A 12,629-nucleotide genomic window follows, 5' to 3' on the forward strand; every position below is an offset into this window, starting at 1 on the left:
CCCGGCGTCCGCGGGCGTCCCTTTCCCCCCACACCCCCGCCGGCCCCGCCGGCGGCCCCCCTCTTCTTTAACACCGAGCTCAATGCCGGTTAACGCTGACGCTTCTTGGCGTACTTGCGACGGGCCCGCGCCTGGCGCTCCTCTTCCCGCTCCGCTTTCTCTTTGGCTTTCTGCTCAGCCTCGGCATCAGCCTCCATGATTTCAACGCTCACCATCTCCGGCGTCTCCAGCGAGATGAGGCCCAGCAGGCCGGAGCGGAACTCGTTGATCAGGATCTCGGACGCCTTGTGCAGGTCGGCCAGCCCCCCTTTGCGCATAAACGCCCGCTGGCGGGCGATCATCTCCAGCAGCTCGATCTCGGTCTCGGGCAGCTCGTCAATCTGGTAGCGCGCCTTGATCCGCTCCGGATAGGCCTTGATGAAGTAGTCAGCGGCGAACATGGCGATATCGGCATAGTCGAACACAGTGTCTTTAATGGCCGCGGTGATGGCCAGACGATAACCGCAGGAGGGCGGATTGAGCTTGGGCCAGAGGAAACCCGGGGTATCGGTCAGGATGACGTTGTTATCCAGCTTGATCCGCTGCTGGGACTTGGTTACCCCCGCCTCGTTGCCGGTGCGGGCGATGATGCGCCCGGCCAGGGTGTTGATCAGGGTGGATTTGCCCACGTTGGGAATACCCATGATCATCGCCCGCACGCCGCGCAGCTCCAGATTGCGCTCTGGCAGCATCTCGTGACAGAGGGTCAGCAGTTGCTTGATCTTCTCCGGCTCTTGTTGCGTCAGCGGCAGCGCCTTGATCCCCTTCTCTTTTTCCATGTGCGCCACCCACAGATCGGTGATCGCCGGATCGGCGAGGTCCGCCTTGTTCAACACCTTGATCACCGGGGTATCACCACGCAGCTCGGGCACCAGCGGGTTTTCGCTGGAGAAGGGGATGCGGGCATCGAGCATCTCGATGATCACATCGACCTGGGGCATGACCTCGGCAATCTCTTTGCGGGCCTTGTGCATGTGACCGGGGAACCAGTTGATGGACATATCCGTTACTCTCTGTGGGGGCTGCGGGCGCGCGCATGAAACAACAGGCGCTCTGCCGCGGGCATCGAACGAAGGGGGCGCATTTTACCTGCTGCGGGCCTCTTTTGACAGGTCATTCTAACCATCACCTCATCAAATCAGCAAACCGCCGAGGCGAAGCAACCTTGCCGGAAACAACCGGGCCAACTTGCTCAATTGATAGATAACACATTGATATAGTGTAACATTTTTATCATCTTTTCACACAACCGTCACCGATAGTCAGTAAAAGTGTCATCTGCCCCCTCTAGGCTGCGCTCAGGTTTTACAAGGAGCGAACCCCAATGAGAAAAATGGCAGGACTTGCAGTGATGATCGGCGCCGCCCTGGCTGCCGGCTGCAAATCAGACAATGACACGGTGGCGACCAAGCCCGCAGCCCAACCCACCAACGTCATCTTCTTCCTCGGTGACGGCATGGGCCTCAACACCCTGACGGCCGCCCGCATCTACGGTGTCGGCGAAGAGGGTGATCTCACCATCGATACTCTGCCAGAGACGGCCTTTATCAAGACCTTCTCCCACGATGCTCAGGTCACTGACTCGGCCCCCTCCATGGCGGCCTACATGACCGGGGTCAAGAGCAACAACGGCGTCATCAGCATGGACGGCGACGCCACCTATGAAAGCGACTGCAGCAAGAGCGCCGGCAAGCCGGTGACTACCCTGCTGGAGCTGGCCAAAGCCGATGGCCGCGGTACCGGCGTGGTAACCAGTACCCGGGTGACCCACGCCACCCCTGCGGCTACCTATGCCCATATCTGCAACCGGGATCTGGAGGCCGATATCGCCGTCCAGCTGGTGCCGGGCGGCAAAGGCTACAACAGCACCCTCAAGGAGGGGCTGGATGTGGTGCTCGGTGGCGGCAGCAGCTTCTTCCTGCCCAAAGCTGACAAGGGCAAGCGGGAAGATGGCCGCAACCTCATCAGCGAAATGCAGGCCAAGGGCTACCAGTTTGCCAGCAATCTGGATGAGCTGAACAAGGCCGATGCGGGCAAACCGCTGCTGGGTCTGTTTGGTTCCAGCCACATGAAATATGACCTGGACCGCCCTGCCAGCGAGCCGTCACTGGCCCAGATGACCCTGGCTGCCATCAAGCAGCTCAAGGGCAAAGAGAAGGGTTACTTCCTGATGGTGGAAGGGGGCCGCATCGACCACGCCCTGCACGACACCAACGCCAAGCGGGCGCTGCAGGACACCATCGCCTTCGACAACGCCATCAAGGCCGCCATCGACGAGGTGAAAAAGAGCGACCCCGAGCTGAAAAACACCCTGATCGTGGTCACCGCCGACCACGACCACACGCTCGTGCTCAACGGCTATGCCAAGCGCACCGGCAAGACCACCGCCGACAACCCCGGCGTACTCGGGCTGGTGAAGAACTACGAGACGGGCGAGCCAAGCAAGGATAGCGAGGGCATGCCCTACACCATCATCGGTTTTGGCAACGGCTACAACCGGGTGGATGGCCCGCGCAGCAGCGTCGCTCCGCTCGACGATGCCACCGTCTCCGCCAATGACTACCACCAGGAAGTGGTGGTCAAGGTGGGCGAGATCGGCAACGAGACCCACGGTGGCACCGATGTCTTCCTCGGCGCCATCGGCAAGGGGGCTGACAGCTTCCATGGCTCACTCGATAACACCGCCGTGTTCGGCAAGATCAAGGCTGCGGCCAAGCTGTAAGGAGCACTTTCATGAGCAAACAGATGAACACATCCATCAAGTACACGCTGGTCTGCGCCGCCCTGTTCAGTGCGCTGGGCTCAACCTCCCAGGCACAGGCCGGTGATGCCAAAAACGTCATTCTCTTTATCGGTGATGGCATGGGCCCCACCGTGCTCACCGCCACCCGCCTGTTCAAGGTGGGGGAAGAGGGCAATCTGGAGATGATGAAGCTGACTCGCAGCGCTCGCATCAAGACCTTCTCCAACGATGCCCAGACCACCGACTCGGCCCCCTCCATGGCGGCCTACACCACCGGGGTCAAGATGAACAACGAGGTGATCGCCATGAGCAGCGACACCAAAGCCGTCGCCCCCGGCAAAGACGTCAATGGCAACAAAACCGTCAACAATTGCAGCAGCGATAACGGCAAACCTGTGCCCACCATCCTGGAGCTGGCCAAGGCGGCAGGCAAATCGGTTGGCGCCGTCACCACCACAGAGCTGACCCACGCCACCCCGGCAGCCACCTACGCCCATATCTGCCATCGGGATGCCGCCTATGCCATCGCCGCCCAGGCTGTACCGGGGGGCGCAGGCTTCAACCAGGCGCTTGGGGATGGGGTCGATGTGCTGATGGGCGGTGGTGCCAACCACTGGACCCCCTACAGCGCCAGCAACAAGGGCGGTCGCAATGACAACCGCGACCTGACCGCCGAGATGAAGGCGCAGGGATACAGCTATGTCACCACCCAAAGTGAACTGGCCAAGGTCACCAGCGGCAAGGTGCTCGGTCTGTTCAGCAGCAAATCCCACCTCGACTACGAGCTGGATCGGGTCGCCAAGGGGGCTGCCAATACCCAGCCGTCCCTCTCCGAAATGACCGCCAAGGCGATCGACCTGCTGAGCAAGAACAGTCAGGGTTATTTCCTGATGGTAGAAGGCGGCCGGATCGATCATGCCCTGCACGGCACCAACGCCAAGCGCTCGCTCACCGACGCGGTGGCACTGGATGAGGCGGTCAAGACGGCGCTGGGTAAAGTGGATCTCAATAATACCCTGATCGTGGTCACCGCCGACCATGACCACACCATGACCATTAACGGCTACTCCGCCAAGGGTAATCCGGTGCTGGATCTGGTGAAAAATGGCGACGGCTCGACCCAGAACGACGTGGATGGCAAGCCCTTCACCACCCTGGTGTTCGGTAACGGCCCCAATCGTGCGGCCGTGCGCCCGGTCCTCACCAGCGATCAGGTGATGGCCAATGACTACCTGCAGGAGACCGGCGTCAAGCTGGCATCGGAAACCCACGGCGGCGGCGATGTGATGCTGTTTGCCGATGGCGCCGGCAGCAACCGCTTCAAAGGCACGCTGGATAACACCAAGGTGTTTGGCAAACTGCGGGAGGCGCTCGGCCTGTAAGCAACAGGGGCCCGGGTGCATCTGAGCAATCGACTCAGCGGCCCGGGCCCCGCTCTTTCGAGCGACAGATGATGATGCGACTTTTGCTTTCGTTATGGCTGCTTGGCAGCACCCTCGCCTTCCCCCTGCATGCTGACGACACGCCCCCGGATCTCGCCGCCCGGATCAGCTATCACGACCGGAACACCGGCAGCGATGGCATCGCCAGAGAGAGCGTCTGGCAAGAGAAGTGGCTGCGGGTGGGCAATCAGGTGTGGAGCCAGCGGCTCATTCCCCTCCCCCTTGCCCGTGCCTATCACGCCACTCACGACGCCCCCCCCGGCCACAAACACTTTACCCACCAGATGGCGGCCCGCTGGGTCAGCCGCAGTGATGAAGGTGAGCTGCAACTGCGTTATGCCGACAGCTGGCACAACCAGCTGGTTGAGGTGCCGGTGGAAGAGTATGGCCAGGTGGCCTTCAAACCCGACTGGCTGCGGATCCGCCATCTCGTCAACCCGGCGCTGATCGAGGGAATGACCCCGCTGGATGAGGCCGCCCCCGAGCAGGCCCGCTGGTATGAAAAGCGCGAAGGGCAGCAACGAACCCGGATTCTCTGGTCGAGTCAGTGGCATATCCCGCTGGTGGTCGAGTCGGCCAGCCTCGATGGTTATCGCAGCTACCGGATGGAGGTGACCCTGCGCAAGCTACCCGCTCAGCTCCCCTGGCAACAGCTCGCTGATTACGAAGTGCGCGATCTGCGGGATTTCTTCGACTGAGATCCCAACCCTTCATCGGGCACAACGACAACACAGGCAGGAATGTTACACTCTGACCATTCGACTCTGGCTCACGATCTTGATGCGCGTTCTCTGCCTGCCCTTTTTTACCCTGCTGTTATTGCTGGTACACACCGGCGCGCAGGCTATTGTGCTGGTGGCGGCCGATCTGCCCCCCTATATCATTCGTACCGCCCACGGCAAGCCAGGCGGGATCGCCATCGAAATCATGGAAGAGGCCGCCCGTCGCCTTAAAGAGCCGCTGACCATCGAGCTGATGCCACTGGCCCGGGCCCTCACGCAGACCACCCATCGCAAGGATGTACTACTGATCCCGCCAGTGCGCAGCTCCCAGCGGGAGCACCTCTACTACTGGGTGACCCCGATCCTCGATGAAGAGTTCGTCATCGTCAGTGATCGCCGCTTTCACCCCATCCCGCTCAGGGTGAAGGATCTTCCTGCACTCAGGGTCGGCACCCTGCGCTACTCCTTCGGGCAATACTTATTGCAACAGCGGGTCAATCTGGCCAGCCAAACGGTAGCGACCGAAGATCTCAATGCCCACAAGCTGCAACGGGGACGCATCGATGCCTGGGCGGCCGCCTGGAATGCCATTCTCTATAGCCAGCAGCAAGAGGGCTTCTCTCCGACGCTGCTTGTACCCGGTGAAACCCTGATGCGTACCCAGCTATTTGTCGCTGCCCACAAGGATTTCCCCTTCCAGCAGGCGCAGCGCTGGCAAGCCGCCATCGACGAGATGCGCCGTGACGGTACCCTGGCGCGGATCATCCGTCAGAACAATTATCAGGCTCCTGAGTAGTCACTCAATCACGGTTGCCAAGGCTGGCCAGAATAGTTATGGTAGGCCTATGAAAATACTCGCTATTTCCTCGCATTTGCTCACACCCTGCTGAGCCCCCGCCTCGCTCCTTCGGCCGCGAGTCGCTTGGGGGCATGGCATTTTCAATCGATTGAACCTGTTGAATCCATTTTTGTAACACTTTGCGTGATGGCCAACCTGCACCCGCCGGTATGGGCCTATCCGCTATTGATAAGGAATATCTTATGAAACAACCTCATCTGGTTATCTCCAGCCTTGATCTGGATCGTATCGAACAACTGCTCGGCAACCACCCGCAGCATCTGGCCCTGCAAGAGGAGCTGGACCGCGCCGAGATCCGCGAACCGGCCGATATGCCGCCCGATGTCGTCACCATGAACAGCAAGGTGCGCTTCAAGATGCAGAACAGCGGCACCGAGTTCTGCCTCACCCTGGTCTACCCGCGCGATGCCAAGGGTGACGAGAGCAACATCTCGGTACTGGCACCGGTGGGTAGCGCCCTGCTCGGTCTGAAAGTGGGCGACAGCATCGCCTGGCCGGGCCCGGCCGGTCGCACCATCGAGGTCGAAATTCTGGAAGTGGTCTATCAGCCGGAGCGCGCCGGCGAGCTGCACCGCTGAGTCCCCCGGGCTGGTCATCCCCTGTTGATCAGCCCGCTTGCTCGCCCTTGCCAGCTGATCCCGATCAAGCTTTGCGCACCTTGCCCCCCGGTTTTTAGCCCCTTTTCCTGCTGCTGCTTGAGCCTGACTCGGGGGGCAGGTATCTTGTTGGCCGCGTCATGGTCATGACGCACCGAATTTCAGGCTGACATCATGATAAAAATTGCCCTCATCGACGATCACCAGATCGTCCGTTCCGGTTTTGCCCAACTGCTCAATCTGGAGCCCGATCTGCAGGTGGTTGCCGAATTCGGCTCCGCCAGCGACGCCCTTGCCGGTCTACCCGGCAGTGGCGCTCGGGTCTGCGTCTGCGACATCTCGATGCCCGACCAGTCGGGGCTGGATCTGCTCAAACAGCTCCCCTCCGGCCTTGCGGTGGTGATGCTCTCGGTTCACGACAGTCCGGCCCTCATCGAGCAGGCACTGCAGACCGGTGCCAAGGGGTTTCTCTCCAAACGCTGCAGTCCGGACGAGCTGATCGCCGCCGTGCGTACCGCCGCCCAGGGGGGGTGTTATCTGACACCGGACATCGCCCAGAAACTGGCCAGCAGCAGCCGGGATCCCCTCACCAATCGGGAACGGGAGATTGCCCAGTTACTGGCGCAGGGGCTGGAGGTGAAGGCCATCGCCGAGCAGCTCGGCCTCTCCCCCAAGACGGTTCACGTCCATCGTGCCAACCTGATGGACAAGCTCAAGGTCAGCAACAACGTCGAGCTGGCCCACCGCATGCTGGATAGCTGGTGATCTCCCGTGTTGCCAGCTATGTCGCCATCGCGCTGGCGGCCTGCTTCATCTTTGCCGCCGGCTGGTTTTGCCTCTGGAGCATCAGCCTGCATCTGGCGGGCGGCCCGGCGCTGGCGGTGCTGCTGTTCCCCTTCGGCCTGCGCCTCGGCTTGCTGCTGCAAAGTCCCGGCCACTACTGGCCGCCGCTGTTGCTGTGCGAAGGACTGCTGCTCTACTGGCTCAATCTGGAGGTGGGGCTGCCCCACTGGCCGTGGCTGGTCGCGGGCAGTCTGCTGACCCTGTTGCCGCTGCTGATTGCCCGTCGCCAGCAGGTGCGCAACGACTGGCAGCAACTGTTGCTGCTGCTCGCCACCGTCACGGCGGCGGCGCTGCTGCAAGCCCTGCTCTGGCATCTGGCGGGGGAAGATGGCCTCTCGGCCCTGCTGCTAAGCCTCACCGGCGGGCTGACGCTGACCTCCACCTGCATGCTGATCTGGCACTACCTCACCCGCGCCACCTGGGTGCCGCTCGGTCCTGCACTGGTGGATCAGCCGGTAGAGTGGCGCTTTCGCCATCTGGTCTGGTATCTGCTGCTGTTCGTATTGAGCCTCTGGCTGCAACTGGGATTGCCCAACTCGCTGGTACGCTTCACCCCGTTTTGTCTGGCCATCCCCATCATCGCCATGGCGTGGCGCTACGGCTGGCAAGGGGCGCTGCTCGCCACCCTAATGAACACCATCGCCCTGCTGGCCAGTCAGGCCTGGCACGATCACCCGCTGGATCTGCTGCTCTCCCTGCTGGCCCAGAGCCTCACCGGCCTGCTGCTCGGCGCCGGGATCCAGCGCCAGCGCGAACTCAATCAGGCGCTGACCCGCCAGCTCGCCCACAATCGCCAGCTCACCGAGCGGCTGCTGGAGACCGAGGAGAGCATCCGCAAGGAGGTGGCGCGCGAGCTGCACGATGACATCGGCCAGACCATCACAGCCATTCGTACCCAGGCCGGCATAGTGCGCCGCCTCGCCCCCGACAATACCGGGGTGGTCCAGAGCAGCGCTCTGATCGACACACTGTCGCTCGGGATCTACGACGCGGTGCGCGGTCTGCTCGGGCGGCTGCGCCCGCGCCAGCTCGACGACATGACTCTGGAGCAGGCGGTACGGGCGCTACTCAGAGAACTGGAGTTGGAGCGTCACGGCATCGTCACCCGGCTGGAATGGCAACTGGCAGATGGGGATCTCTCGGATGCCCAGCGGGTCACCCTGTTTCGGGTCTGTCAGGAGGGGCTCAACAACGTGGTCAAACATGCCAACGCCCACTCGGTCACCATTCGCGCCCGGGCCAGCGGCGAGCAGTTGCAACTGGTGCTGGAAGATGATGGCCGCGGTCTACCGGAAAGCCGCCCGCAACAGGGCTATGGCCTGCTCGGTATTCGCGAGCGGGTACAGGCCCTCGGGGGCAGTCTGCAACTCTCCTGCATCCACGGCACCCAGCTGACGGTCAACCTGCCCAGTCGCAGACGGGAAGAAAGTCATGGCTAATCACCACCAGAGGGCCTGCCTGTGCTGAGTTTTATGAGAAGCGCGCCGCCCCGGCCCCTTATCCGGGATCAGGCCGAGATCGATGCCACCTATCGCCACTGGCGGCTGCACCTGCTGCTGACCATGTATCTGGGCTACGCGGTCTTCTACTTCACCCGCAAGAGCTTCAACTTCGCCATGCCTGACATGCTGGCGAGCGGCATGCTGGACAAGTCCGACATCGGCATGCTCTGGACCCTGTTCTACATCACCTACGGCTGCTCCAAGTTCTTCTCCGGCATCATCAGTGACCGCGCCAACCCGCGCTACTTTATGGGTGTCGGACTGATGGCCACCGGCGTTATCAACATACTGTTCGGCCTCTCGTCGGCACTCTGGATGTTTGCCGCCCTCTGGGTCGCCAACGCCTTCTTCCAGGGCTGGGGCTGGCCCCCCTGCTCCAAGCTGCTCACAAGCTGGTATTCGCGTACCGAGCGCGGAGTCTGGTGGTCGGCCTGGAACACAGCTCACAACGTCGGCGGCGCGCTCATCCCCCTTATCGTCAGCACCATCGCCCTGCAACATGGCTGGCGCTACGGCATGATAGTGCCCGGCCTTATCGCCATCATCGCGGGATTGTTCCTCTGCTGGCGGCTGCGCGATACCCCGAGTGCCATGGGACTACCGACAGTGGGTGAGTGGCGCAAGGATGCCATGGAGCTGGCCCAGCAGACTCAGGATGCGGGGCTATCCCATCGCCAGATCCTGCGCAAATATGTACTGGGCAACCCCTATATCTGGCTGCTGGCCTGCTGTTACGTGCTGGTCTATGTGGTTCGCACCGCCATCAATGACTGGGGCAATCTCTACATGACCGAGCAACGCGGCTTCAATCTGATGAGCGCCAACTCGGCCATCTCCATGTTCGAGGTGGGGGGCTTTATCGGTGCTCTGGTGGCGGGCTGGGGATCGGACAAGCTGTTCAACGGCAACCGCGGCCCGATGAACCTCATCTTTGCGGTGGGGATCCTGCTGGCGGTGGGATCGCTCTGGCTGATGCCCTTTTTCAGCTATGTGATGCAGGCGGCCTGCTTCTTCACCATCGGCTTTTTCGTGTTTGGCCCCCAGATGCTGATCGGCATGGCGGCGGCGGAGTGCTCCCACAAAAATTCGGCGGGGGCGGCCACCGGCTTTGTCGGTCTCTTTGCCTATATGGGGGCGGCGCTGTCGGGCTATCCGCTGGCCAAGGTGATGGAGATCTGGCACTGGAACGGCTTCTTCGTGGTGATCTCGGTGGCGGCGGGTGTCTCGGCCCTGCTGCTGCTCCCCTTTCTCAAGGCGCAGGCACCGAGAACAGCTCAAGCAAATTCAGAGTAACGGATGGCATCTGACACGTCATAGCCGGCAAGCAGAAGCAGCAGGGCGCGGATCATCGCGCCCTGCTGTTATCCCTGAACCTATCCCTGCCTCAGGCAGCCTGACAGACCCGGTTCTTTCCTTCCCGCTTGGCCCGATAGAGGGCGTCATCCGCACAGCTGAACAGGCTGTCAAAGTGCCACTCCCCCTGCCAGTGAGCAATACCCATGCTGACGGTGATATGGATCCCCTCTACCTCGCTGGCCGCAAGCTGAACCCGCAGTGACTGACAACGGGCGATCGCCTCCTCTGCGGTGGCATGGCGAAACAGCAGCACAAACTCCTCTCCCCCAAAGCGACTGGCCAATACTCCCTCCAGCTCGCGCAGTGCCAACCCGACCCGCTCCAGCACCCGATCACCTACCTCATGACCATGCCGATCGTTGATCTGCTTGAAGTCATCCAGATCGAGCACCACCAACGCCCCCTGCTCTGCAGGGCGTCCCCGGGCCAGACGCTCCATAAAACCACGGCGATTGAACAAGCCGGTCAGCGGGTCATGACTGGCCTGATAGCGCAGCTCCAACGCCCGGTGCTGGTTACAGAGCAGCAACACCCCGAAGGTGAGCATGGAGCTACCCACCAGCATGGAGACATAGGGCAGCACGTTGAACAGCTGACGCTGGAACGGGCTTTCGATCACCTCGCCCCACACGGTAAACATCCGCATCAGGGTCATGGCAATCAGCACCAGATTGAGACCAATCAGCACCCAGACCGCCACCTGATAATCGGGTCGGCCGTGACGCCAGAGCTGCCAGATGATAAGCGTACTGAGCACGAGGAAGGTGGCGCTGCTGATCATCACCCGCACCGCAATCCGGCCATCGATGGCGACCGACCAGGTCATGATGATGGCAAACAACAGAATGGTGCCACAGCAGGCACGCCAGCCAGGCGATTGACCGAAGAAAGATCGTTGGGCAACCAGCAGCAACGACACATGAAAAATCAGGAAGACATTGCCCACCCAGGAGCCGTAGGGAGTGGGGGTCAGCAGCAGACTGACAAATCCCGCCTGACCCAGCATGGCAAACAGGCTGGACCACCACCAGACCCCGACGCCGGGAATATCGTTGTGGGTAACACGAATGATGGTGAGCGTGAGGAAACCGAGACAATAGCCACACAAGGCCATGATCATCAAGGTAAAAATATCCAGCTTAAGCAGTAGTGAGGCGTCCATACCAAAGCCATGCAGAGAGGGTAACTGAGTATATGAGAAGCCTTTGCCAAGACCCAGTGGGAATTGATGGTTTTCACAATAAAGCCCGTTCATTTGCTGTCAAACAGAGCAATAAGTGTTATATCCCACCAATGCATATTCGTATCAGCCCCACGAAAAGCCTCTTACGGAGCCCACTAGCACAATGAGAGCTGCAAGCGGCACCCAGGCTTTGTAACAAAATGTCTTGGGGATAATTTGGGCTTGAACCCACCCCATTAGATAGATATGTTGTTTTCGTGTGATTTTATGAATGAAGCCATGAGCAATAAATGTCTCTAACCTGTTGAGTCTTCTGACACAATCTGTTTTTGGTACATTTTTCACTCAACCACTATTCATAGCATCTCATATGGGGCTTTTGTCCCGCTCAAGACATTCATCCTGTCTTGCCTGTTGCCGGATGCAGCAGTCTCTTGTGCCACGGAGTCGCACGGGATCAGGTTCAAGGCCGAACACACCACCGACAGAGACGTCACTTATGATCAAAAAACTGATTCTTTCTACCCTGCTGTTTTGCGGGATCGCCACGGCGGCCCCGACACCTGCACCCACGTCCACCCTGGATGCCGTGCTCGAACGCGGCGTGCTGCGAGTCGGCTTCGACGCCGGCTATCAACCCTTCGAGATGACCAACAAGCAGGGCCAGTACATCGGCTTTGACGTGGATCTCGCCAAGATGGTCGCCAAAGAGATGGGCGTGAAGGTCGAGTTCGTCAATACCGCCTGGGATGGCATCATTCCGGCACTCTTGACCAACAAGTTCGACGTCATCATGGGCGGCATGACCGTCACTCCCCAGCGCAACCTGCGGGTCAACTTCGCCGATCCTTACATCGTGGTCGGGCAGACCATCGTCCTGCGCAAAGAGAAGGCCGGCGAAATCAAATCCTTCAGCGATCTCAACGATCCCAAGTACAAGATCGCGGTCAAGCTCGGCACCACTGGCGAGCAGGCAGTCAAGCGCCTGATCCCCAAAGCGACCCTGCTGCAGTTTGAAACTCAGGATGACGCCAAGCTGGAAGTGATCAACGGCAAGGTCGATGCGTTCGTCTATGACCTGCCCTACAACGCTATTTTTGCCTCCCAGAATCAGGGCGCCGTGGTGCACCTCGACCAGCCGTTCACCTTCGAGCCGCTGGCTTGGGCCATCCGCAAAGGGGATCAGGACACCCTCAACTGGTTCAACAACTACCTGCGCCAGATCAAGGGCGATGGCAGCTACGACCGTCTCTACAAGAAGTGGTTCGAATCCAACGCCTGGCTGAACCAGCTCAAATAACCTCAAAAGGGGGCGCCTTGCCGCCCCCTCTCGCAACACCCCAC

At 60.6% G+C, this 12,629-nt stretch carries 11 protein-coding genes; 9 read left to right on the forward strand and 2 right to left on the reverse strand.

The window, feature by feature from the left end:
• Positions 1 to 89: 89 nt before the first annotated feature.
• The gene (ylqF, locus tag ACW5W8_RS04285) at positions 90 to 1,040 is read right to left on the reverse strand and encodes a ribosome biogenesis GTPase YlqF (protein ID WP_498626562.1); all 951 of its coding nucleotides are present in this window, start codon (positions 1,038 to 1,040) and stop codon (positions 90 to 92) included.
• 323 nt (positions 1,041 to 1,363) lie between these two features.
• On the opposite strand from ylqF, the gene ACW5W8_RS04290 reads away from it, so the two are divergent.
• From ACW5W8_RS04290 to ACW5W8_RS04325, 8 genes are all read left to right on the forward strand, one after another.
• On the forward strand, positions 1,364 to 2,761 hold the full coding sequence (locus ACW5W8_RS04290) for an alkaline phosphatase (RefSeq protein ID WP_498626563.1): 1,398 nt from the start codon (positions 1,364 to 1,366) through the stop codon (positions 2,759 to 2,761).
• Between the two features lie 11 nt (positions 2,762 to 2,772).
• Complete coding sequence (locus ACW5W8_RS04295) at positions 2,773 to 4,164, forward strand: alkaline phosphatase (RefSeq protein WP_498626564.1); 1,392 nt, start codon at positions 2,773 to 2,775, stop codon at positions 4,162 to 4,164.
• A 71-nt stretch (positions 4,165 to 4,235) separates the two neighbouring features.
• Positions 4,236 to 4,922, forward strand: coding sequence for a hypothetical protein (locus ACW5W8_RS04300; RefSeq protein ID WP_498626661.1), 687 nt, complete (start codon positions 4,236 to 4,238; stop codon positions 4,920 to 4,922).
• 82 nt (positions 4,923 to 5,004) lie between these two features.
• Positions 5,005 to 5,742, forward strand: coding sequence for a substrate-binding periplasmic protein (locus ACW5W8_RS04305; RefSeq protein ID WP_498626566.1), 738 nt, complete (start codon positions 5,005 to 5,007; stop codon positions 5,740 to 5,742).
• 245 nt (positions 5,743 to 5,987) lie between these two features.
• Positions 5,988 to 6,383 (forward strand): nucleoside diphosphate kinase regulator, encoded by a 396-nt coding sequence (gene rnk / locus ACW5W8_RS04310; protein WP_498626567.1) that lies wholly within the window; start codon positions 5,988 to 5,990, stop codon positions 6,381 to 6,383.
• Between the two features lie 192 nt (positions 6,384 to 6,575).
• A complete protein-coding gene (gene uhpA, locus ACW5W8_RS04315; RefSeq protein ID WP_005334071.1) occupies positions 6,576 to 7,166 on the forward strand; it encodes a response regulator transcription factor UhpA in 591 nt (196 codons plus the stop codon).
• On the forward strand, positions 7,163 to 8,683 hold the full coding sequence (uhpB, locus tag ACW5W8_RS04320) for a signal transduction histidine-protein kinase/phosphatase UhpB (protein ID WP_498626568.1): 1,521 nt from the start codon (positions 7,163 to 7,165) through the stop codon (positions 8,681 to 8,683). Before uhpA ends, uhpB begins: the two co-directional genes overlap by 4 nt.
• 21 nt (positions 8,684 to 8,704) lie before the next feature.
• Complete coding sequence (locus tag ACW5W8_RS04325; protein ID WP_498626569.1) at positions 8,705 to 10,039, forward strand: MFS transporter; 1,335 nt, start codon at positions 8,705 to 8,707, stop codon at positions 10,037 to 10,039.
• Positions 10,040 to 10,130: 91 nt separating this feature from the next.
• On the opposite strand, the gene ACW5W8_RS04330 is transcribed toward ACW5W8_RS04325, so the two are convergent.
• Positions 10,131 to 11,264 carry a GGDEF domain-containing protein gene (locus ACW5W8_RS04330; RefSeq protein WP_498626570.1) on the reverse strand — a complete coding sequence of 378 codons (1,134 nt, stop codon included), beginning with the start codon at positions 11,262 to 11,264 and terminating at the stop codon, positions 10,131 to 10,133.
• Positions 11,265 to 11,784: 520 nt separating this feature from the next.
• On the opposite strand from ACW5W8_RS04330, the gene ACW5W8_RS04335 reads away from it, so the two are divergent.
• A complete protein-coding gene (locus ACW5W8_RS04335; RefSeq protein WP_498626571.1) occupies positions 11,785 to 12,585 on the forward strand; it encodes a transporter substrate-binding domain-containing protein in 801 nt (266 codons plus the stop codon).
• Positions 12,586 to 12,629 lie beyond the last annotated feature (44 nt).

This window comes from Aeromonas aquatilis, assembly GCF_054052405.1.